At 67.4% G+C, this 20710-nt stretch carries 25 protein-coding genes and 1 pseudogene; 6 read left to right on the top strand and 20 right to left on the bottom strand.

Features of this window, described 5'->3' with window-relative positions; all coding sequences use genetic code 11:
• The 9 genes and pseudogenes from WB508_RS00775 to WB508_RS00735 all read right to left on the bottom strand — a co-directional run.
• Positions 1-193: pseudogene (locus tag WB508_RS00775) on the bottom strand (MerR family transcriptional regulator); the annotation flags it as partial.
• Positions 194-344: 151 nt separating this feature from the next.
• On the bottom strand, positions 345-845 hold the full coding sequence (locus WB508_RS00770; protein WP_423842962.1) for a bifunctional nuclease family protein: 501 nt from the start codon (positions 843-845) through the stop codon (positions 345-347).
• Between the two features lies 1 nt (position 846).
• Positions 847-1563 (bottom strand): MerR family transcriptional regulator, encoded by a 717-nt coding sequence (locus WB508_RS00765; RefSeq protein ID WP_423842961.1) that lies wholly within the window; start codon positions 1561-1563, stop codon positions 847-849.
• Positions 1560-1988, bottom strand: coding sequence for an FHA domain-containing protein (locus WB508_RS00760; protein ID WP_423842960.1), 429 nt, complete (start codon positions 1986-1988; stop codon positions 1560-1562). The genes WB508_RS00765 and WB508_RS00760 overlap by 4 nt, the downstream gene beginning before the upstream one ends.
• Positions 1989-2079: 91 nt before the next feature.
• Positions 2080-2457 (bottom strand): glycine cleavage system protein GcvH, encoded by a 378-nt coding sequence (gcvH, locus tag WB508_RS00755; protein ID WP_423842959.1) that lies wholly within the window; start codon positions 2455-2457, stop codon positions 2080-2082.
• 29 nt (positions 2458-2486) lie between these two features.
• Positions 2487-3170, bottom strand: coding sequence for a DUF881 domain-containing protein (locus tag WB508_RS00750; protein ID WP_423842958.1), 684 nt, complete (start codon positions 3168-3170; stop codon positions 2487-2489).
• Positions 3163-3495, bottom strand: coding sequence for a small basic family protein (locus tag WB508_RS00745; protein WP_423842957.1), 333 nt, complete (start codon positions 3493-3495; stop codon positions 3163-3165). Before WB508_RS00745 ends, WB508_RS00750 begins: the two co-directional genes overlap by 8 nt.
• Positions 3492-4298, bottom strand: a complete 807-nt coding sequence (locus WB508_RS00740; RefSeq protein WP_423842956.1) for a DUF881 domain-containing protein — start codon at positions 4296-4298, stop codon at positions 3492-3494. Before WB508_RS00740 ends, WB508_RS00745 begins: the two co-directional genes overlap by 4 nt.
• A complete protein-coding gene (locus WB508_RS00735; protein WP_423842955.1) occupies positions 4295-4879 on the bottom strand; it encodes a CDP-alcohol phosphatidyltransferase family protein in 585 nt (194 codons plus the stop codon). Before WB508_RS00735 ends, WB508_RS00740 begins: the two co-directional genes overlap by 4 nt.
• 150 nt (positions 4880-5029) lie before the next feature.
• Between WB508_RS00735 and WB508_RS00730 the strand changes: the two genes are divergently transcribed.
• Complete coding sequence (locus WB508_RS00730) at positions 5030-5647, top strand: superoxide dismutase (protein ID WP_423842954.1); 618 nt, start codon at positions 5030-5032, stop codon at positions 5645-5647.
• 36 nt (positions 5648-5683) lie between these two features.
• On the opposite strand, the gene WB508_RS00725 is transcribed toward WB508_RS00730, so the two are convergent.
• Genes WB508_RS00725 through WB508_RS00710 form a run of 4 tightly spaced genes read right to left on the bottom strand, consistent with a single transcriptional unit; the run spans position 5684 to position 9414 of the window.
• On the bottom strand, positions 5684-7648 hold the full coding sequence (locus WB508_RS00725; RefSeq protein WP_423842953.1) for a cytochrome c oxidase assembly protein: 1965 nt from the start codon (positions 7646-7648) through the stop codon (positions 5684-5686).
• Positions 7629-8144 carry a copper resistance CopC family protein gene (locus WB508_RS00720; RefSeq protein WP_423842952.1) on the bottom strand — a complete coding sequence of 172 codons (516 nt, stop codon included), beginning with the start codon at positions 8142-8144 and terminating at the stop codon, positions 7629-7631. Before WB508_RS00720 ends, WB508_RS00725 begins: the two co-directional genes overlap by 20 nt.
• The gene (locus tag WB508_RS00715) at positions 8137-8823 is read right to left on the bottom strand and encodes a YcnI family protein (RefSeq protein WP_423842951.1); all 687 of its coding nucleotides are present in this window, start codon (positions 8821-8823) and stop codon (positions 8137-8139) included. The genes WB508_RS00720 and WB508_RS00715 overlap by 8 nt, the downstream gene beginning before the upstream one ends.
• Positions 8824-8844: 21 nt before the next feature.
• Entirely contained in the window at positions 8845-9414 is a 570-nt protein-coding gene (locus WB508_RS00710) for a hypothetical protein (protein ID WP_423842950.1), read from the bottom strand.
• A gap of 45 nt (positions 9415-9459) precedes the next feature.
• Between WB508_RS00710 and rocD the strand changes: the two genes are divergently transcribed.
• Positions 9460-10668, top strand: coding sequence for an ornithine--oxo-acid transaminase (rocD, locus tag WB508_RS00705; RefSeq protein WP_423842949.1), 1209 nt, complete (start codon positions 9460-9462; stop codon positions 10666-10668).
• Positions 10563-11207: an N-acetyltransferase family protein gene (locus tag WB508_RS00700; RefSeq protein WP_423842948.1), complete on the top strand. Its 645-nt coding sequence runs from the start codon at positions 10563-10565 to the stop codon at positions 11205-11207. The genes rocD and WB508_RS00700 overlap by 106 nt, the downstream gene beginning before the upstream one ends.
• Here the strand turns inward: WB508_RS00700 and WB508_RS00695 are convergent.
• Positions 11204-11431: an RNA-binding S4 domain-containing protein gene (locus WB508_RS00695; RefSeq protein ID WP_423842947.1), complete on the bottom strand. Its 228-nt coding sequence runs from the start codon at positions 11429-11431 to the stop codon at positions 11204-11206. The two genes, WB508_RS00700 and WB508_RS00695, sit on opposite strands and share 4 nt — an antisense overlap.
• Positions 11432-11471: 40 nt before the next feature.
• Here WB508_RS00695 and WB508_RS00690 point away from each other — a divergent pair, with 40 nt between their 5' ends.
• On the top strand, positions 11472-11852 hold the full coding sequence (locus WB508_RS00690) for an RNA-binding S4 domain-containing protein (RefSeq protein ID WP_423842946.1): 381 nt from the start codon (positions 11472-11474) through the stop codon (positions 11850-11852).
• Between the two features lie 7 nt (positions 11853-11859).
• Here the strand turns inward: WB508_RS00690 and WB508_RS00685 are convergent, their stop codons facing one another.
• The 3 genes from WB508_RS00685 to WB508_RS00675 are packed head-to-tail and all read right to left on the bottom strand — an operon-like array spanning position 11860 to position 13701.
• A complete protein-coding gene (locus WB508_RS00685) occupies positions 11860-12666 on the bottom strand; it encodes a mechanosensitive ion channel family protein (protein ID WP_423842945.1) in 807 nt (268 codons plus the stop codon).
• Positions 12667-12724: 58 nt separating this feature from the next.
• Positions 12725-13114 (bottom strand): NUDIX hydrolase, encoded by a 390-nt coding sequence (locus tag WB508_RS00680; RefSeq protein ID WP_423842944.1) that lies wholly within the window; start codon positions 13112-13114, stop codon positions 12725-12727.
• Positions 13111-13701: a TIGR00730 family Rossman fold protein gene (locus WB508_RS00675; RefSeq protein WP_423842943.1), complete on the bottom strand. Its 591-nt coding sequence runs from the start codon at positions 13699-13701 to the stop codon at positions 13111-13113. Before WB508_RS00675 ends, WB508_RS00680 begins: the two co-directional genes overlap by 4 nt.
• Positions 13702-13742: 41 nt before the next feature.
• Between WB508_RS00675 and WB508_RS00670 the strand changes: the two genes are divergently transcribed.
• Positions 13743-15155, top strand: coding sequence for a dihydrolipoyl dehydrogenase family protein (locus WB508_RS00670; protein ID WP_423842942.1), 1413 nt, complete (start codon positions 13743-13745; stop codon positions 15153-15155).
• Here the strand turns inward: WB508_RS00670 and WB508_RS00665 are convergent.
• On the bottom strand, positions 15109-15576 hold the full coding sequence (locus WB508_RS00665; protein WP_423842941.1) for a CBS domain-containing protein: 468 nt from the start codon (positions 15574-15576) through the stop codon (positions 15109-15111). The two genes, WB508_RS00670 and WB508_RS00665, sit on opposite strands and share 47 nt — an antisense overlap.
• A 47-nt stretch (positions 15577-15623) precedes the next feature.
• The gene (locus WB508_RS00660) at positions 15624-16973 is read right to left on the bottom strand and encodes an MATE family efflux transporter (protein ID WP_423842940.1); all 1350 of its coding nucleotides are present in this window, start codon (positions 16971-16973) and stop codon (positions 15624-15626) included.
• 113 nt (positions 16974-17086) lie between these two features.
• Between WB508_RS00660 and ppdK the strand changes: the two genes are divergently transcribed.
• Positions 17087-19750, top strand: coding sequence for a pyruvate, phosphate dikinase (ppdK, locus tag WB508_RS00655; RefSeq protein ID WP_423842939.1), 2664 nt, complete (start codon positions 17087-17089; stop codon positions 19748-19750).
• Here ppdK and WB508_RS00650 read toward each other — a convergent pair.
• The coding region (locus tag WB508_RS00650) for a 1-acylglycerol-3-phosphate O-acyltransferase (RefSeq protein ID WP_423842938.1) at positions 19740-20710 on the bottom strand (971 nt) is incomplete at its 5' end. The genes ppdK and WB508_RS00650 overlap by 11 nt on opposite strands.

Here is a 20710-nt window from a genome sequence, read left to right as displayed (position 1 = left end):
GCTCGACCAGCTGGGTACGTGCCCAGTAGTCGAGCTGGCGGTAGGTGATGCCGGCCGCGGCGCAGGCGGTGGGACCGCGGTAACCAGCGTTCTCGGACAGCGGCGACACGTCGTCGTTGAACAGCAGACCTTGGTCGCCGGCTTGGGCGACTGCGTCCGTCGTGTCGACGGAGGAATCGGGCAACTCGTTCATGACTGGCCTTCCAGAACTGTCGTTGAGGCGAAGACTACCGCGACGAAACTACATCCGTGTGCATTGGCAGTTCTCTCAAGGTAAAGGTGAGAGTTCTCCCGGTCAACGACATCGCGCGTGTCCGGCGTGTCGTAAAGTCTCAACCTTTGAGTCAGACTTCAGGCTCGGGGTCGGGCGGCTCTCCAGACCCGCCGCGAAATTCATCCGGGAGCACGTGATCGAGGAATTCGCGAAACTTCTCGATTTCCTCGTCCTCGTCGCGGCTCGCCTCGATGCCGGCAGCGTCGAGGACGTCTTCGGTACACACGATCCGAGCACCAGCACGCAGCGCCAGCGCGATCGAGTCCGACGGACGAGCGTCGACCTCGGCACCGGACTCGAAGTGCAGCATGGCGTGGAAGACACCGTCGTTGACCTCGGTGATGCGCACCTCCTCCAGCCCGTCACCCAGCGCCTCGACGATGGACTGCATCAGTTCATGGGTCAGTGGTCGCGGCGTGGACGACCCCTGTTGTGCGTACGCGATCGCCGATGCTTCGACGGCGCCGATCCAGATGGGCAGGTAGCGATTCCCCTCGGTCTCCCGCAACAGGACCAGCGGCTGGTTGGTGGGCCGCTCGACGCGTACCCCGACCACCTCGACCTCGCGCACCTCAGCCTCGCAGGTGACGCCGGACCAGCACGGTGTGCAATGCCACCGACAACGAGGCGAGCGAGGCGATGGCCCGATCGCTGGCGTCGCGATCGAGCGAGCGGGCTCGCGGCGTGACAACCTGGTCGAACAGCGCTGCTTCGCGGTCCGCAGCGGCGACGAACATCCGCAGGTGACGCGGCTCGAGCCCCAGCTCGGCGAATCGGCCAACGAGCGACGCGACGTGCAGGTCATCGCCGTCATAGAACGACGCAGCGCTGCGGCGCCTGATCAGTCCGAACTCCTCGATCTCGACGAGGGTTTCAGGCGAGATGTCCGCGGCGGCGACCAGCTCGTCGCGAGCCAGGCGTACCTGACTGCGCTGACCGCCGAAGGTCTGCGGCGTCGGGAGGTGGTCCTCGGCCAGCACCAGTTCCGGGACACGAACTCCTGGCACCTCGGTGTCGGGCACACGGCCGTTGTCCATGTCGTCCAGAACCTGACGGATGTGATTCAACGGCCAGAAGCGATCCCTCTGCTGGCGCAGGATGAAGCGCAGACGTTCGACATCGGCGTAGGAGAACTTGCGGTAGCCCGACGCCGTCCGGTCCGGATCCAGCAGACCCTCGCGCTCCAGATAGCGAATCTTGGTGATCGACAGATCGGGAAACTCCGGCTGCAGCTCATCGAGCACCTTGCCGATGCCAAGCCGCGAGAGCTCGGGCACCGGCTGGGTCATGAGTCAGCCTTGGTTGCGCCGGCGAAGAAGATCAGACGGTACTTGCCGATCTGCACCTCGTCGCCCCCGGAGAGGACGACCTCGGCGTCGATGCGGTCGCGGTTGACGTAGGTGCCGTTCAGGCTGCCCAGGTCGGTGACTGCGTATCCGGTCTCGCCGCGATTGAAGGTCGCATGGCGACGAGACACGCTGATGTCGTCGAGGAAGATGTCGCTCGATGGGTGTCGACCGACCGTCACCGACGCGCTGTCGAGCAGAAAACGGGCACCGGCGTCAGGTCCCCGCTGCACCAGCAGCATGGCGCTGCCAGCCGGAAGATTCTCCACGGCCGACACGTCCGACGAGGTCATCTCCTCGGTGTCTGTATCCAACGCCGGGATGTGCGACGTGTGCTCGACCCCTTCGGCCGACCAGCTGTCCGACATGGGCTCTCATCTCCTGCTCATCACACGTGGGCTCGACCCGGGCATTCGCCTCGAGTCAAAGGCTAGCATCGTCGGCTCGGTGAAATCTGGCTCAGGACGTCGTGAGGCTGGTGTACGCCTCGGCTGACATGAGCGATGCGGTGGCGTCTTCGTCGGCGGGACGAATCTTGATCAGCCAGCCCTCGCCGTACGGATCGGTGTTGATGACCTCGGGGGCTCCATCGAGGCTCTCGTTACGGGCCACGACCTCACCTGAGATCGGTGAGAAGACGTCACTCACCGACTTGGTCGATTCGAGCTCACCGATGACCGTGCCGGCCTCGACGGACTCACCCGCAGCCGGCAGCTGCACGTACACGATGTCGCCGAGCGCTTCCTGGGCGTAGTCAGTGATGCCGACGATCGCGATGTCCTCCTCGACTCGCACCCACTCGTGCTCCTCGCTGTAGTACAGGTCCTCAGGAATCACGGGGCGTCTCCTCGTTCGTCAGTCTGGGCTCAGGAATCGGGACGAGCGTACTCCGGCGCCCGGACGTCGGCGAGTGCGGTGATGCCGACGACCTTCTCGCGGGTCACCGAGACCTCTCCGCCGCGTCGCTCGATGGTGTCGACGAGCCCGCCGGGTATCTGGGTCGCGGTCGCCATGGTGTCGGTGTCACCGATCGCCTCGACGACATACGGCGGCTTGACGTCACGCCCACCGATGCGGATGGACTCGTCGGTGTCGATGAAGTAGGTCTGACCCACCACGCGAACGGTGCCGTTGATCGCGATGGCCTCGGCACCCGCGTTGCGCAGCTCCTCGATCGCGTCGAGCAGCGCTCCGGCATCGACGCCACCCTCAGGGTCCGAGATGGTCACCACCACGCCCGGGCCCATGGCAGGCGCTGTGCCGGCCAAGATCGCCAGCGCGTCGGCCTGAGCGCGTGCCTGGTCCTGAGCCGCCCGCGATCGCTTGGACGAATCAAGCAGATCGTCGCGGGTGTTGGTGAGGTCGGTGATCTGGCGATCCAGCCGCTGGTTGGCCGCGTCGAGCGACTTGAGCAGCTCGACCAGGTCCTCGCTCCGCGCGTTCTGGTAGTCATCGGCAGGTTCGTCACGGACCTGCCAGGTGATCGCCAGCGCCAGACCGCCGATCAAGATGGCGACCAGCACCTGGGTCAAGCGACGACGGCTACGCATGGAAGATTCTGCGCCGGATGGCGGCGGCGTTGGCGAAGATGCGGATGCCAAGCACCACGACGACACCGGTGGACAACTGCGATCCGACGCCCAGCTGATCACCGAGGAACACCATGAACCCGGCGATCAGGACGTTGGAGATGAACGACACGACGAAGACGCGGTCGTTGAACCGCCGCTCCCCCAACGCCCGCAGGGCTCCGACCACGGCGTCCAGGGCCGCGATGACGGCGATGGGCAGATAGGGCTGCAGGGCGACCGGCACGGTCGGCTGCAGCAACAGCCCGATCGTGACACCGACGATCACGCCCAGCACCGGGATCATGCGGCGTCCCGTGCCGTCTCGGCGTGCACGATCTTGCGGCGTTTCTCGCTGATGGCCGCCAGCCGCTGCGAGTCGACGGAGCTGATCTCAAAAGACAGCTCGGTGTCAGCGGCGCGCGCCCTCCAGTCGCGACCGAGCCGGCTGTCAGTCAGCCGGTCGTACAGGTTGTCGGCGTCGCCAATGGCCCGCACCGTGTAGGGCGGATCAACCGAGACGTAGTTGACCGTGATGGCCGATCCAGCCGTTCGGATGGAGGTGAGCGTGCCGATTCGTTGGCCGTTCACCGAGATCGCCTCGGCGCCCACGTACCACAGGGCGTTGACCAGCACCTGCAGATCGCTGTCCGACACGTCGCCACGACCACCATCGTTGGCCGCCGGAACGATGCGAACCCGGACTCCAGGTCCCCGGACCGCGGTCGCCGCGGTGGTGGCGCGCAGTGCCTGAGCGTCGGGATTCTCCTGGCCGGAGGCAGCCGACAGCTCGCGCACCTCGACCCGCAGGCTGCTGACCTTGTCCCGGCGCTCGGCGCTGATGGCCCGCCGCACCGAGACGTCTTGGGCCAACGCCTGCTGTTCGCGCTGAGTCGCCGGGCGGTTGGAAGCCGTCTGCATCGCGGTGATGGTGATCATGAGCGCAAAGACGCCCAGGACAGAGCCGGTGAGCGTGGTGTTGAAGAAACGTGACGGTTCGGGCTGCCCGGCGCGAACGACGTAGTAGTCATCGTCCAAGGCAGTCTGGGCGATGCGATCGAGCAGTCCATCGGGGCGCTCCTGGGATGAATCCGGGTCCACGTCGTTCATGTGCGAACCCGTTCAGTGGTGGTCATCAGCCGTCGCACCTGGATCGCGTAGAGCACGCCGCCCCACCAGTACAGGCTCACCCCCCAGACGGTGAAGGCCCAGCCGAAGACGCGGGCCAGATCGGACACTGTCGTCGGCGGCTCGCCAGCCGCACCGCCGAGGAGGAGCAGCGGGAAGGCATACAGCAGGCTCGCCGTGGCGGCCTTGCCCAGGAAATGCACCGGCAACGAGCTGTAGCCGCGAGTGCGGAGAAACGGAATGAGGGCGAACAAGAAGACGTCACGCAGCGGCAGGATGACCGCAAACCACAGCGGGATGATGTCACGCGCCGTGAGACCGATGACGACCGCCAGGATGAAGAATCGATCGGCCACGGGGTCGAGAATCGCGCCGATCTTGGAGGTTTGATTCATCGAGCGAGCCAGCTTGCCGTCGAGGTAGTCGGTGACACCCGACACCATCAGCACCACCAGCGCCAGCTCGTCCCACTCCGGCCCGAGGACCAACCACAGGAACACCGGCACCAGAAGCAGCCGGACGAAGCTCAGGGCGTTGGGAACCGTGAGGATCCGGTCAGACACCACGGTTCACCTCCACACGCGCCGAGATCAGGTCGTGACCAGACTAGGACATTGCTGCCTTGATCCTTGCGACCAGGCACAAGGCTGGCAGGATGGGCCTTGTCAACAGAACTGCCGGGGCACGCGGTGCCCCTGTCCCGAGGAGGACGCGTGGCCGATTACACCCTGCCCGAGCTGTCATATGACTACGGTGCGCTCGATCCGCACATCTCCGGCAAGATCATGGAGCTGCATCACACCAAGCACCATCAAAACTACGTCAACGGACTGAACACCGCGCTGGAGAAGCTCGACGAAGCCCGCGAGGCCGGTTCGTACGACACGATCAACCTGCTGGAGAAGAACCTGGCGTTCAATCTCGGCGGACACATCAACCACTCAATCTTCTGGAAGAACCTCTCCCCCGAGGGCGGCGACAAGCCCACCGGTGAGCTGCAGGCCGCGATCGACGACAACTTCGGCTCCTTCGACGCCTACCGTGCCCAGTTCGAAGCGACTGCGCTCGGCATCCAGGGATCCGGCTGGGCCATCACGGCGTGGGACACGCTGGGGCAGAAGCTCGTGATCGTGCAGCTGTACGACCAGCAGAGCAACATTCCGGCGACGCTGATCCCCATCTCGCAGCTCGACATGTGGGAGCACGCGTTCTATCTGGACTACCTCAACGTCAAGGGCGACTACGTCAAGGCGTTCTGGAACATCGCCAACTGGGCCGACGCCCAGGAGCGCTTCACCGCCGCCACCAGCGGCGGCCAGATCATCTTCTGATCTGACGCAATCAGCAGGACCAAGAGGCGCGAGCTGCTACGGCTCGCGCCTCTTGCCGTGCTCGGCCAGATCGGCCAGATGCGCGTTGTATGCCTCGAGCGCGGCGTCGTCGTCGCGCGCAGCGTTGCGATCATATCGGCGGGCCTCACGCGAGTCAGTGCGGATCCACTGCACGAAGATCGCGGCCAGGACCAGCACCAGTGGCACCTCGCCCATGGCCCACGCGATTCCTCCGCCCAGGTATTGGTCGGCCAGCAGATCGGTGGCAAACGGGCGATCGAGCGCGCGGAAGTAGTGGCCCGCGATGAGCTGCTCCGATGACATCACGGCGATCGCAAAGAAGGCGTGAAACGGGATGGTCACCAGCAGCAGCCCGAAGCGCACCAGCGGTTGCAGCGTGCGCGGCGCGGGATCGACCCCGATCAGCACGTAGTAGTACAGGACGCCGACGGTGAGGAAGTGGATGTCCATCAGCGCGTGGCCGGAGTGGTTGCTCATGAGCGTCTCGAACGCCGGTGAGAAGTACAAGCCGTAGAGGCTGCCGGTGAACAACACCGGGCCGACCAACGGATGCGTCATGAAGCGGGAGAACCGCGAGTGCAGGAAAGCCAGCAGCAGGGCGCGCGGAGACGATGTCTCGCCCGGTTGACGCGGGCCGGGCAGCGTCCGCAACGCCAAGGTCACCGGCGCTCCGAGCACCAGCAGGATCGGCGCCACCATGGACAGCAGCATGTGTGCGCCCATGTGTGCGCTGAACAGTGCGTGTGAGTACTCCCCCAGCCCTCCGAAGGTCGCCCAGGCGATGACCGCCATGCCCGTCAGCCACGAGACCGTGCGGCCGAGCGGCCAGGCATCACCGCGGCGGCGCATGACCCAGACGCCCTGGAGGTACAGCGCCGAACCGATCGCGACGATCACCATCCCGGTCCCATTGGCGCTCACCCCCAGGACGAGCTCGCTGAACGACGGCGGGGCGGGCATCGGTCCGCCGAGCAGCTCCTCGGCGGGGGTGGTCAGCACCTCCTCGCCCAGCGGCGTCGGCGTGCGGGACAACGCGACGCCCAGCCCGATCGTGCCAGCCATCACGAACAGCTCCGTGGTGGCGAGGCGCAGAAAGCCACCCTCCGCGGCGACGATGCGCCGGCGCTGCGCCCAGCCGAAGACACCCAACAGCACGAGAGCCAACGTCTTGACCAGGATCAGGGCGCCGTACGACGACCCGAACAGATCAGCCAGGCTGGTGATCCGCACCGTGGCGTTGACGACACCTGACACCCCGACCAACACGTACGCCCACAGCGCGAGCTGGGAGAACCGCTCGATGCCTCCGCCGAGCCGCTTGCTGCCGCGCAGGGCCACCCAGCCCAGCGCTGCCAGACCGCCGACCCACAGGGTGACACCGACGACGTGCAGCATCAGGCTCGTCGTGGCGAGCGTGTGCGAGCCCGCTGACGCGGCGTGGCCGGTCAGGGTGATCGGGGTGGTCGTGGCCAGGGCGACACCGAGCACGAACGCCAGCCCGCGCACCGAGAGGGTCCAGCGCGCTGCCACGGCCACGAGGCTGGCGCCAACGGCCTGCAGCACGATGGCTTTGCCGGTCGCCGCGTCGAGAAACAGCGATCCCAGCAGATTCGGCGTCAGCTCAGTCAGCGGCGCAGCGAAGACGTCCGACACCGTCAACACGTACAGCGCGATGCTCGCGATCGCCCACACCCACGCCCACCGAGAGGCCAGTCGCACTGCCTGCACGGACAGACCCTCGACCTCGAGTCCCTTCGAGACCAGCAGGAAGACCGCCAGCACCAGCATGCCGATGGTCAGGACAGCCGAGGCGTCGGTGACCACCTTGACGACCGGCAGCGCCCACCCTGCGAGCAGACCCGCGTCCGGAATGCCGGCGGGTGCGGTCTGCGGCGCGCCGCCGCCAATCTGCAGGAAGCCGATCACCGCCAGCACGGCCACGGCGAAGGCGGTCAGCGCCTCACGCGTCGTGCGAGTCATCGCGCCTCCTCAGCGGCAGGACGATCAGCACGACTGCCACCACGGCGGCAGCCGCACCCCAGAGCACGTGTCCCAGGTGGCGGTCGAGGAACCCGTCGGACTGGACGGTCGACCCGGCCGCGACCTGCTCGACCTCCTCCCCCGTCAGCACCGTGAACGTGATGGTCCCCGACACCGGATGACCGTCCGCCGAGACCACGCGGTACGAAGCGCTGTAGGTGCCGCGCTGACCCGGGTCAGCGACGTCAGCCGTGACCGAACGGTCGACTGCACGGGGCTCAGACGTCTGCAGCGTCGAGCCGTCGGGGGCTGTCACGGCGAGGAAGGCCGTGCCGATGTTCTCGGTGAACCTGAACGTGATGGTCGACGGAACGGCCTGCAGGCGCGCCCCGTCCTCGGGATCGCTGCTGGACAGGCCCGCATGGGCGCTGGCCGGTCCGACCTCGAGAACGAGTGTCAGCAGGCCGAGGACTGCGGCGACGAGAAGACTACGCACGCGATCGATTCTGACGCACCGACACCAGCAGCGCTGCGGCAGCGAGCACCGCAGCCGCGATGGCCACGATCAGCGCCATGTCGCCACTCGTGGAGGAGTCGGTCGACGCCGAAGCCTCTTGGGCGTCGTTCGCGGCTTCCCCGTGGTGCCCGTCTGCCTCGGCCAGACCAAGAACCGGAGCCGGACGTTCGGGTTCCGCGTCGCCGGTCTGCTCCTGGTCCCACGCGACGACCTCGCCATCGTCGTAGGTCTGCGTGGTGGGCAGCACGATCTCGTCGACCTCGGGGAACGGTCCGCCCGAGACGCCGAACGTGGCGTGCTCCCCCGGTGCGATCCCGGAACCGGTGGCGGTCCAGGTGATCGTCCTGACCGGCTCGCTGATCTCGAAGTCGCCGTTCTTGATCGGTTCGTCGAGCTTCTTGGTGGTGGTCGAGACCTCCCACCCCGGCTTCGACTCCGCGGTCAGATGAGCGAACGGCGTGTCCTTGGGCAACGCCACTGTCACCCTCGTGGTGGCGGCGGTATCCGACTCGTTCGGGACACGGAACGTGGCCAAGCCAAAGCCGCCTTGCGTCGCGTCATCGCTGTCCACGTGGACATGCCCCCAAGCGGGCGAAGCGATCGCGACGAGGGTCGCGGTGGTGAGGGCAGCAGTCAGCCGCCCCATGGTGCGATGCATGAAGATTCCTTGCTGTGTGGGTCAAGAGGACATGACGACGGAGGCGAAGTCCGTCGGCGGTCCCCTGACGTGCGCGAGGCGGAGGCTGGGCACCTCGCGCGGTCGCGTGGCAGGAATCGACACGATCGCGGCGCCAGTCGGCGGCGTCGCGAAGCAGTGCAGCAGAAGAAGCAAGGGACGCAGGGCCAGTCGCTCGGCCACGGCCCAGACGAACGCCTCGCCTCGGGACAGGGCCGCCAGGCTCAGGACCGTGGCTGCAGCGTGCGTCACCAGCATCGACACGCCCATCGCGGCCGGCTCGCCGACGTGGGAGGCCATGGCCGCCGCGTGCACGCCGACCTGGCACAGCACCAGAAGGCCGAGCAACTGCAGTCTCGTGAGCCGGACGCCGGCGATCAGCCACGCGAGAGCCCCCGAGGCGAGGAACGCGGCCATGACCGTCATCGGGCCGATCTGGCCGCCCGACGCGGCGTGGGCGCCGAACGCTGTCACGACACAGGCCAGCGAAGCAGCCATGGCCCGGACGTGACGGACCGCCCCGCGGCCCGGCCGGAAGGCCGCGACGGCGCTGCTGGAGCCGCTCTCGATCACGATGTCATCGTAGGCGCGATCAGGTGCCCCAGTTACGGTGGGGCCATGACCGAACAGGGCCGGACCACCTCCTTCATCACCCGCGACGAGAAGTGGGGCGCGCACAACTACCACCCCCTGCCTGTGGTGATCAGCGAAGCCGAAGGAGCGTCGGTCACTGACGTCGACGGCAACCAGTACCTGGACTTCCTGTCGGGCTACTCCGCGCTCAACTTCGGCCACCGCCACCCGGCGTTGGTGGCGGCAGCCCGCGAGCAGCTCGACCGGCTGACCCTGACGTCCCGCGCCTTCCACAACGACCAGTTCGGCCTGTTCTGCGAGGAGCTGGCCGAGCTCACCGGCACCGAGATGGTGCTGACCATGAACACCGGAGCCGAAGCCGTGGAGTCGGCCATCAAGGTGGCGCGCAAGTGGGCGTACGAAGTCAAGGGCGTGGGATTCGACGCCGCCGAGATCATCGTGGCCAGCAACAACTTTCACGGGCGCACCACCACGATCGTGTCGTTCTCCGACGACGCCGCCGCCCACGACAACTACGGTCCTTTCACACCCGGATTCATCACGGTCCCCTTCGGCGATCTCGACGCGGTGCGCGCCGCCGTCGGCCCCAACACGGCCGCCATCTTGATGGAGCCCATCCAGGGCGAGGCTGGCGTCATCGTGCCGCCCGCCGGATTCTTCGCCGGGGTCCGCGCACTGTGCGACGAACAGAATGTGCTGATGATCAGCGACGAGATCCAGTCGGGCCTCGCCCGCACCGGGACCGTCTTCGCGCTCGACCACGACGAGGTGCGCGCCGATCTCTACACGCTGGGCAAGGCGCTCGGCGGTGGCATCATCCCGGTGTCGGCCGTCGTGGGACGCGCCGACGTCCTGGGCGTGCTCAAGCCGGGCCAGCACGGGTCGACCTTCGGCGGCTACCCGATGGCCTGCGCCGTGGGCCGCGCCGTTGTCGGGCTGCTCTCGACCGGTGAGTTCCAGCAGCGCTCCACCGAGCTCGGCGGATACCTGCACGAGCGGCTCAACGGACTCGTCGGCAAGGGCATCGCCGAGGTACGAGGCCGCGGACTCTGGGCCGGCGTCGACATCGACCCCGCCGCTCGCACCGGACGCGAGGTCTCGATGTCGCTGCGCGACCAGGGCATTCTGTGCAAGGAGACGCACCAGCGCACCCTGCGCATGGCTCCCCCGCTGGTCATCACGCGCGACGAGATCGACCACGCCGTCGATGCGCTGGCCGAGGCCGTCAACTGAGCGCCCGTCCGGCCACCACCGCCGACCTCGAGCCTCTCGCTGACCTCGCCGCCCGCACGTTCCCCTTGGCTGCGCCTGACGACGCCACCACGGAGTCGCTGGCCCAGTTCATCGAGGAGAACCTCTCAGCAGCCCGCTTCGCCGAGCACCTCGCGGATCCGGCCTGCGACGTTTTGGTGCACGACAGCGCATCGAACCAGGGCAGCATCGACGGGTACGTGCTGCTCGTCGCCGGCGAACCAGACGACCCGGACGTGGTCGCGGCCCTCACCATCAAGCCCACGATCATGCTGAGCAAGTTCTACGTGGCACCCGACGCTCACGGTCAGGGACTCGCGGACCAGCTGATGGTCGCCACCTTGGCGGCTGCCGAGGCACGCGGCGCAGCCAGCCTGTGGCTTGGCGTCAACCAGGAGAACGCCCGTGCCCAACGTTTCTACGCCCGGCAGGGCTTCGATCAGGTCGGCACCAAGCGATTTCAGGTCGGCGACCGACTCGAGCACGACTTCGTGCTCCAGCGAGCGTTGCGACGCCGCTAGCCGACGCGGGCCGACATGACGGTGCCCGGCAGACGGACCTCGACCAACGCCCCGTGGCCCAGCTGTCGGCCGCGCCGGGTCTCGATGACGCCGTCAACCAGCACGTCACCGTCGGTGATCATGGATCCCGCGTGCGCGCCGCTCTCGGCGATGCCAGCAAACTTGAGGAACTGTCCCAGGCGGATCATGTCGCCACGGATCTCGATGGTCTCGGGTTCGCTCACGGGTCCAGCCTATGGGAGGCCCGCTGCCTAGAATGTGGCCATGGCCGACTCGGTGCGTGCGGACGCGTGGACCTGGGCCGTCCGCGTCTACAAGACGCGTTCCATGGCGTCGTCAGCGTGCAAGGCGGGGCACGTCGCCGTGAACGGCACCAAGGTCAAGGCGTCCCATCCCGTGAAGATCGGCGACAAGGTGGAGGCGCTGACGCCCGGCGGCCCCAAGATCTACGTGATCACGCGGCTGATCGCCAAGCGAGTCGGTGCACCCGTTGCGGCTGGCTGCTTCGAGGACCATTCTCCTCCGCCGGTGCCCAAGGAGGAGCGCCCCGCCGTCGTGGCGCAGCGCGAGCCTGGAGCCGGCCGGCCCACCAAGCGCGACCGCCGGCGCATGGACAAGTTTCTGCGGCAGGTCGACGACCACTGACCGCGGGCTACGACTGGTCAGGCTCCACCAGGTGCAGAACTCGTTGCGGGAAGGCGATCTCGATGTTCTCGGCGTCCAGGGCGGCCTTGATGGCGACGGCCACCTCGCTGCGCACCTGCCACATCGTCGCCACAGGCGCCCCGTGCCAGAATCGCGCGGCGATGTTGATCGTGCTGTCGCCGAACTCGAAGATCCAGGCCTCCGGAGCGGGCTGGGCCTGCACCCCGGTCACATCGTCCATCGCCGTCAACATGGTGCGACGGGCCAGATCCAGATCGGTGGAGTAGTCGACCCCGACAACGACCTCGGTGCGGCGGGTGGCCCGCTTGGTCCAGTTGGTGATGGGCGCGTCCAGCACCATGGCAGCGGGGACGAGGACGTCGTTGCCATCGAAGGTCAGCAGTCGGACGGTGCGCAGGTCGACGTCGATGACCTTGCCCTCGATGTCGTTCGTCACGATCTGGTCACCGACCTTGAAAGGTCGACGCACCTGCAGGAGGACCGAGGCCACCGCGTTGGCGAGCACTGACTGCACAGCCAGGGCTAGGGCGATGCCACCGATGCCGAGGGCCCCGAGCAGTGGCGTGATCCGCACGCCCAGGGTGTTGAGCATGTAGATCAGCGCAGCCGCGATGATCACCAGCTGGATCAGGCGCGCGATCAGGCCGGCGGCGCCCGGTGAGGAGTCAGAGCCACGGAAGGCACGCACCACCAGGAGACGCACCAGCAGTGCCAGCCCGACGCCCGCCACCAAGATGCCGAAGGCGACGATGATCTGCGTCAACGAGATGCCGGTTCCTGCGACGTCGTCCATCGGTCCAGTCTGCCCCGTCAAGCGGCGCGGCGTCTGAGCGGGATCAGGTCCGACCGGGTCACAGGAGACGCATCAGGTGGTCGACGGCCAGGGGGGCCAATGCGATGTCGCCCGGGTCGCGCGGATCGATCCAGCACGACTCGGCGATCTCGGCACCCACGCAATGAGTCGGGTCGGGCAGTCGAAGTCGGAAGACCTCCGCGGTGACCACATGTCCGGGCTCGTTGGCCGCTGGCGCGGTGAAGGTGCCGATCCTTTCGAGATCCCGGACCGTCACGTCGAGGCCGATCTCCTCGACCAGCTCGCGGCGCAACGCCTGCACCGCGGACTCCCCCACCTCCGGCTTGCCGCCCGGATTCATGAACATCTCCGTGCCCTGCTTGCGGACCGTGAGCATCCGTCCGTCCGGGTCGGTGATCAATGCGGCGACCACGTGGATGACGTTCACACCAGATCATCGGGATCGAAGGAGTCGGCGCTCTGCGGTCGCCGCTCCAGCTCATCGAGCAGCCGGACCAGGTCGTCGGCGAACACCGGGACACTAGGCTCCCCCGCCGAGACGAACCCGTGGCCGACCATCTGGTCGATCATGGCAGCCATCGGCGCCCAGAAGCCCTGTCCTCGGACGTCGAGGAAGGCCGACGGCTTGGCATGGATCAACAGCTGCGCCCAGGTCCACTGCTCAGTGATCTCCTCGATCGTGCCCGCGCCCCCGGGCAGCGCGATGAACGCATCGGCCAGCTCGGCCATCATGGCCTTGCGCTCATGCATCGACTCAACCACGTGCAGCTCGGTGACTCCGCCGTGGCTCACCTCCAGCTCGTGCAGCTGGCGCGGGATGACACCGATGACTCGGCCGCCCGCCTCCATCGCCGAATCTGCCAGGACACCCATCAAGCCGACGTGGCCCCCGCCGTACACAACGGTGATGTCCCGCTCGGCCAGCGTGTGGCCGGTGGCGCGGGCCAGATCGGCGAACGCCGGATCGGTCCCAGGACGGGACCCGCAGAACACTGCGACGGCTGACAGCGTCATGCCATCAGCCTGTCAGACGATTTGGTCATAGGTTGGGCCCCATGGACATCCGTGAGGTCGACGTCATCGTGATCGGAGCCGGCGCCGTGGGCGAGAACGTCGCCGACCGCACCGTCAAGGGCGGTCTGGAAACGGTCATCGTCGAGAGCGAGCTGGTGGGCGGAGAGTGCTCGTACTGGGCCTGCATGCCGAGCAAAGCGCTGCTGCGGAGCGGCGCCGCCGTTCGCGCGGCGCACCACGTCGACGGGGCGAAGCAGGCGGTCACGGGCAGCGTCGACGTCACCGGCACTCTCAGGCGGCGCGACGCGTTCGCCAGCAACTGGAACGACTCCGGCCAGGTCGAGTGGCTGGGCAGCGCCGACATCGATCTCGTGCGTGGTCATGGTCGCCTCACCGCGCCCCGCGAGGTCACCGTGACGGGCGCCGACGGTGTCGAGACGGTGCTGCGAGCCCGACACGCCGTGGTGATCAGCACTGGGTCATCCGCCCTGGTGCCCGGCCCCCTCGAGGAGGTCGAGCCGTGGACCAGCCGGGAGGTCACCAGCGCTCAGGAGATCCCGGCCAGTCTTGCGATCATCGGCGGGGGCGTGGTCGGTTGCGAGATGGCCACGGCGTACGCCGGCTTCGGTGCCAAGGTCACCGTCATCAGCCGCGGCCCGCTGCTGGAGCAGATGGAGCCCTTCGCCAGCGACCTCGTGCAGCAGTCGTTGGAGGCCATGGGGGTGACGGTCAAGATCAAGACCGACGTCGTGTCGGCTCATCGCACCGCCAAGAACGCCGTGGTGGAGCTGGCAGGCGGTGGCAAGGTCGTGGCTGAGCAGGTGCTGGTCGCCGTTGGTCGCACGCCGCGCACCGAGGACGTCGGTCTCGACCGGGTCGGGCTCGAGCCGGGCTCATGGATTCGGGTTGACGACACGTTGCAGGCCCAGGGTGTCGACTGGCTCTACGCAGTCGGTGACGTCAACGGTCGCGCGCTGTTGACGCATCAAGGCAAGTACCAGGCGCGGGCCGCCGGAGACGCCATCGCAGCCCGCGCTCGAGGCACCGAGGTCGACACATCGCGCTTCGGCGCTCACGTGGCCACGGCCGACCAGCAGATCGTTCCGCAGGTGACCTTCACCGACCCCGAAGTCGCCTCCGTGGGGCTGACCGAGAAGGCCGCACTGGCCGCCGGGATACGGGTGAAGGTGCTCGATCAGGATCTCGGTGGCGTCGCCGGCGCCGCCACCGTCTCCGACCACTACGTGGGTCACGCTCGAGCGATAGTCGACGCTGACCGCGAGGTGCTGGTCGGCGCGACCTTCGTCGGACCTGACGTGGCCGAACTCCTGCATTCCGCCACGGTGGCGATCGTCGGCGAGGTGCCGATCAGCCGCCTCTGGCACGCCGTTCCGTCCTACCCGACGGTCAGCGAGGTGTGGCTTCGCTGGCTCGAGGCCTACGGCCGCCCGTGACCCGCCGCGAGTCGAGATCGGCCTCGCTGCAGAATCCGGTCCGGCGGCGCTTCAGGCAGAGCAGACCGAGCAAGACACCCTCATCGTCGACGACGGCTAAACGGCGCGCGTCGGTGGCTGCGAGAACCTGACGCGCCTGCTCCACCGCGGCCGAGGGTCCGATGGTGCGCCCGTCGAGCGTCGCGACCGCCAGGGCGCTGGCGTGGTCGGGCGTTCCCGCCAGGTCCTCGCGCAGCAGCGTGCCCCGAAGCTTCGTGTCGTCGGTGAGCAGGACCAGATGGACGTGCTCGTTGCCGAATGCCTCGCGAACCCGACCGATCGTGGCATCGAACGGCATGGTCTTGGGGCTGGAGATCATCTGGTCGCGGACCGCACCCGCCACCTCTCCACCGACAGCAACCAGCACCTCAGACGACGTCACCGTCCTGACGATACGCCCCGGTGAGCGGCGCCGCCGCGCAACGTTCGTCATCGTCGGGGGCTCGCCGACACTCCGGTCACCATCCATTGATCTCCCTGGGCCCTGACCATCAGCACCACGCCCCGAGCGGCCATGAAGATGCCTGCGAAGGCGATCCACACCAGCACGAGCCCTCCGATCGACGACGCCAGCAGAGCCGCCGGCGCGTAGACCAGCAGGACGACGATTCCGGCCCAAGCCAGGTAGCGACCGTCCCCCGCACCGATCAGCACGCCGTCGAGCACGAAGACCACACCGGCGAGCGGCTGGCCGATCGCGGCCACCAAGAGCACCGGCACCAGTCGGTCCTGCACATTCGCATCGTTGGTGAAGAGCACGCCGAGCACAGGACTGGACGCCGCCAGCAGCAGACCCGTCGCCACGCCGCTCACGGCACCCCACTGGATCATCCGCCGCGTCACGGCACGGGCGGCGCCGAGGTCGCCCGCACCAAGATGTCGCCCGGTGATTGCCTGGGCCGCGATCGCTATGGCGTCGAGCACGAAGGCGAGGAATCCCCACAGAGTCATGGCCAGCTGGTGCGTGGCGACGTCGACGGTCTGGTTGGCCGTTCCCGCGGCGCCCGCGACGACGGCGTACGTGGTCACCAGGATCGCTGCACGAAGCGTCACGGTGCGGATCACCAGCGGCAGGCCCGCTCTACCGGCCGCCCTGATTCCCGGTAGATCAGGGGTCAACGCAGCACCCTCGGCGCGGGCGGCGCGCACCACGACCCACAGCAGTGCCCCGGCACTGACCACCTGCGCGATGACCGAACCGAGGGCGGAACCGGCGATGCCGAGGCCTTGAAAGGACCCCACGCCGAAGACCAGCACCACGTTGAGCAGCAGATTCAGCACGTTGCCTCCAACCGCCACGATCAGCGGCGTCTTGGTGTCCTGCAGTCCGCGCAAGATCCCTGTGGTGGCCAGCATGACCAGCAGCGGCGTGATGCCCAGCAGCGCGATCCGCAGGTAGTCCGCAGCGAAGCCGTTGACCGCATCCGACGCGCCGAAAGCGGCGATGGCGGGATTTAGCAGCAGCAGCCCGGCACCCGTGGCAATCACGCCGATGACGAGGGCCAGCCACACGCCGTCGATTCCTTGGGCCAGCGCTCGGGCCGTGTTTCCGGCACCCAGCTGGCGGGCGACACTGGCCGTGGTTCCGTAGGCGAGAAACACACACAGACCCACGATGGTCTGCAAGATCACGGCGGCGATGCCGAGGCCGGCCAGCTCGGGAGTGCCGAGATGCCCGACGATGGCGGCGTCGCTGAGCAAGAACAGTGGCTCCGCGACAAGGGCCAAGAAGGCCGGCCACGCGAGGCGCAGGATCTCTCGATCGTGTGCTGATCTCATCAGGCAGATCCTAGGGCTGCCGACCTCAGGTGGTGAAGGTGATTCCGTCGCTGGGATGATGCGGCGGCCCGCACCTACTTCCACCCACGCCAGTCGGACGGCCATGATGGGGCATGGTCACCTGGGTGTACGACTTCGCAGAAGGCAGCAAGGAGCAGAACGATCTCCTGGGCGGGAAGGGCGCCAACCTCGCCGAGATGACCAACATCGGGCTGCCCGTGCCGCCCGGCTTCACGATCTCCACCGACGCCTGTCGTGCGTACTTGGAGGAAGGTTCTGCGCCTCCCGGTCTGGCCGACGAGATCAGCGAGCACCTGCGTTCCTTGGAGGACGCCATGGGCCGGCGACTCGGAGACCCTGACGACCCGCTGCTGGTCTCGGTTCGATCGGGGGCGAAGAACTCCATGCCGGGCATGATGGACACCGTGTTGAACGTCGGTCTGAACGACGCGTCGGTCGAGGCGCTCGCCCGACAGAGCGGAGACGAGCGACTGGCCACTGACTCCTACCGTCGCCTGCTGCAGATGTACGGATCCACGGTTCTGGGGCTGGAGGCGCGGATGTTCGACGAGGCGATGGACGAGCTGAAGCGCTCTCGTGACGTGAAGGATGATCTCGGCCTCACGTCCGACGACCTGCGCCATCTGGTGACGAGCTATCAGGAGGTGATTCGATCCGAGACCGGGAAACCCTTCCCGCAAGATCCACGCGAGCAGCTTGATCGCGCGGTGCAAGCCGTGTTCGATTCGTGGAACACGCCCCGCGCCGTCCTGTACCGCCGTCAGGAGCGGATCGCGGAGGATCTCGGAACGGCCGTGAACATCCAAGCCATGGTGTTCGGGAACCTCGGTGCGACGTCCGGCTCTGGCGTCTGCTTCACACGCGACCCCGCGACCGGCAGCCAAGGCGTCTACGGCGACTATCTGGCCAACGCTCAGGGCGAAGACGTCGTTGCCGGCATTCGCAACACGGTGGCGCTGACTGATCTAGAACGTCTCGATCCGACCTCGCACGCTGAGCTGCTCGCGGTCATGGAACGTCTGGAGCTGCACTACCTCGACATGTGCGACATCGAGTTCACCATCGAGCGGGGCCGCTTGTGGATGCTGCAGACCCGGGTCGGGAAGCGCACGCCCGCAGCCGCCTTCCGCATCGCGATGGACTTTGTCGACGAAGGCCTCATCGACATGGACGAGGCGCTGCGCCGGGTGACGGGCCACCAGCTGGCCCAGCTCATGTTCCCGGGATTCGACCCCAGCGCAGAACGCACCGTCGTGGCACGCGGCATGAGCGCTTCGCCCGGGGCCGCCGTGGGAAAGGCCGTCTTTGATTCCGACACGGCGGTTGCGTGGGCGGAGCGCGGCGAGGACGTCATCCTGGTCCGCAAGGAGACCACGCCTGATGACCTGCGGGGGATGGTGGTCGCGCGAGGCATCTTGACCAGCCGCGGCGGCAAGACCTCCCATGCGGCGGTCGTGGCGCGCGGCATGGGTCGTAGCTGCGTCTGCGGCACGGAGTCGCTCGACGTGGACATTGCAGCCAAGCAGTTCACCATCCGTGGAGGGCCCACGGTCCACGAGGGCGACGTGATCTCGATCGACGGCGGCACCGGCGAGGTGTTCTTGGGGAAGATTCCGGTGGTCGACTCCTCGGTCGTGCGGTTCTTCGAAGGAGACCCCGGGGACGACGTGCTGGTGAACGCCGTGTCGCGCGTCGTGGAGCACGCCGATGACACCCGCCGCCTTGCCGTGCGCGCCAACGCCGACACACCCGACGATGCTGCTCGGGCCCGGCGGTACGGCGCAGCCGGGATCGGGCTGTGCCGCACTGAGCACATGTTCCTCGGCGAGCGCAGAGCATTGGTGGAGGAGCTGGTGGTTGCTTCTGACGTCGATGAGCAAGCAGCCGCCCTGCAGCAGCTGCTGCCCCTGCAGCGTGAGGATTTTCTGGGCATCTTCGAGGCCATGGATGGACTGCCGGTGACGATCCGGCTCATCGACCCGCCTCTGCACGAATTTCTTCCCGACTTCACCGAGCTCTCGGTCACCGTGGCGCTCGAGGACGAGCGTGGAGCCACCAGCTCGCGCCATCACCGCCTGCTGGCCGCTCTGACCCGGCTGCATGAACAGAACCCGATGCTCGGACTGCGAGGCGTTCGGCTCGGCATAGTCATCCCGGGATTGTTCACCATGCAGGCGCGAGCCATCCTCGAGGCGGCGGCCGAGTGGGTGGCCGGTGGCGGGTCAGCATTTCCCGAAATCATGGTCCCGCTGGTGGCCTCCACGGAAGAGTTCGCCATCGTGCGGGCGGAGCTGGAGAAGGTCGGGCGGGAGGTGCAGGAGGAGCGCGGCGTCCAGATCCCTCATCTCGTCGGCACGATGATCGAGCTGCCCAGGGCGGCGATCACCGCAGGTCAGATTGCCGAATCCGCCGACTTCTTCTCCTTCGGCACCAACGACCTGACCCAGATGACGTGGGGGTTTTCCCGCGACGACGTCGAGGCAGCCTTCTTCCCGACGTACCTCGATCACGGCATCTTCCCCGTCTCGCCGTTTGAGTCACTCGACATCGAGGGGGTCGGCTCGCTGGTGCGCACGGCTGCCGCGGCTGGACGCGAGGTCAATCCCGGATTGCACCTGGGTGTCTGCGGTGAGCACGGTGGGGATCCAGCATCGATCCACTTCTTCGACGCGGTCGGGCTCGACTACGTGTCCTGCTCGCCCTTTCGTGTCCCCGTGGCACGGCTCGAGGCGGCGCGCGCCGCGCTCATGCAGTGATGGTCTCCCAGTCGTCCAGCGCATCGGCGTAGAGCTTCTCGACCAGGACGACCTGTTGGTCCAGATTGTCGGTCGTCCAGTCCGCGGAGGGCACTGGCGCTAGCACCCGCACCTGCACGGTGCCCGGCATGAGGATCATCGACTTCGACGGCATGATCTCGCCGGCGTTGCGGATGACCACGGGAACCAGCGGCACACCAGCCTGCATGGCCAGGTGGAAGGCTCCCTTCTTGAACGGCAGCAGCCGCGGCGTGGGCGAGCGAGTGCCTTCGGGGGCGATGACCAGCGACGTGCCCGATCGCAGGCTCTCAAGAGCCGGCGCGAGGGCTTCTCGAGCGGCCACGCTGTCGGTGCGATCGACGTAGGCGATGTTGGCGAGCCAGCCCATCGCGGCGAAGGTGGGGTCCTTGGCCAATTCCTTCTTGGCCACGCCGGTGAAGTCGCGCCGCAGCAGAGCCGCGAGAATCACGACGTCGAGCTGACTTTGATGATTGAAGACGAAGACGGCCGGTCGCGTGTGCCAGAGGTTCTCCTGGCCCTCGACCTCCAACGACACCCCGGCGCCGGCCAGTGCGAGCTCTGAGCTGATCGCGGCCGCGACCGTGAGAGCCGTCTGTCGGTCGCGATTGACCAACCCCATCCCCAGCCCTGCAGCGACGCCGGTGAACAGACCCGCGAAGGAGGCCGCCGAACGAACGAGGTTGGTCGGCGTGAGGCGCCGTTCGCGGTGCAGCCGGTGGACCGGCCAGCCCCGCTCGGCCGCCGCCTGGGTCAGGGTGCTGTCAGCATTGAGGGGACGAGGTCGGCCCACGGTCTGCAGGTAGAGGACGTCCTCTCCCCCGTTGCCGTACGCATAGGACTCGCCCAGGTCGAGCTTTCGCTTCGCGGCAAACTCCTCGACCGCCTTGGCCTTGCCCGGGCCCCACAAGATCGGGCCGTCGACCTGGCCGGTCACCACGC

Origin of the sequence: Aeromicrobium sp. (assembly GCF_049586495.1) — a bacterium.
Taxonomy (GTDB): domain Bacteria; phylum Actinomycetota; class Actinomycetes; order Propionibacteriales; family Nocardioidaceae; genus Aeromicrobium.
The sequence above is the reverse complement of the archived record's forward strand: the minus strand, read 5'-3'. Positions and strand labels throughout refer to the sequence as shown.

Excerpts from the sequence above, each read along its gene's own strand:
- WB508_RS00765 (WP_423842961.1), bottom strand. The coding sequence starts at position 1,563 with ATGACCCAGCCGGTGCCCGAGCTCTCGCGGCTTGGCATCGGCAAGGTG.
- WB508_RS00760 (WP_423842960.1), bottom strand. The coding sequence starts at position 1,988 with ATGTCGGACAGCTGGTCGGCCGAAGGGGTCGAGCACACGTCGCACATC.
- WB508_RS00750 (WP_423842958.1), bottom strand. The coding sequence starts at position 3,170 with ATGCGTAGCCGTCGTCGCTTGACCCAGGTGCTGGTCGCCATCTTGATC.
- WB508_RS00745 (WP_423842957.1), bottom strand. The coding sequence starts at position 3,495 with ATGATCCCGGTGCTGGGCGTGATCGTCGGTGTCACGATCGGGCTGTTG.
- WB508_RS00740 (WP_423842956.1), bottom strand. The coding sequence starts at position 4,298 with ATGAACGACGTGGACCCGGATTCATCCCAGGAGCGCCCCGATGGACTG.
- WB508_RS00725 (WP_423842953.1), bottom strand. The coding sequence starts at position 7,648 with ATGACTCGCACGACGCGTGAGGCGCTGACCGCCTTCGCCGTGGCCGTG.
- WB508_RS00715 (WP_423842951.1), bottom strand. The coding sequence starts at position 8,823 with ATGCATCGCACCATGGGGCGGCTGACTGCTGCCCTCACCACCGCGACC.
- rocD (WP_423842949.1), top strand. The coding sequence starts at position 9,460 with ATGACCGAACAGGGCCGGACCACCTCCTTCATCACCCGCGACGAGAAG.
- WB508_RS00690 (WP_423842946.1), top strand. The coding sequence starts at position 11,472 with ATGGCCGACTCGGTGCGTGCGGACGCGTGGACCTGGGCCGTCCGCGTC.
- WB508_RS00685 (WP_423842945.1), bottom strand. The coding sequence starts at position 12,666 with ATGGACGACGTCGCAGGAACCGGCATCTCGTTGACGCAGATCATCGTC.
- WB508_RS00675 (WP_423842943.1), bottom strand. The coding sequence starts at position 13,701 with ATGACGCTGTCAGCCGTCGCAGTGTTCTGCGGGTCCCGTCCTGGGACC.
- WB508_RS00670 (WP_423842942.1), top strand. The coding sequence starts at position 13,743 with ATGGACATCCGTGAGGTCGACGTCATCGTGATCGGAGCCGGCGCCGTG.
- WB508_RS00660 (WP_423842940.1), bottom strand. The coding sequence starts at position 16,973 with ATGAGATCAGCACACGATCGAGAGATCCTGCGCCTCGCGTGGCCGGCC.
- ppdK (WP_423842939.1), top strand. The coding sequence starts at position 17,087 with ATGGTCACCTGGGTGTACGACTTCGCAGAAGGCAGCAAGGAGCAGAAC.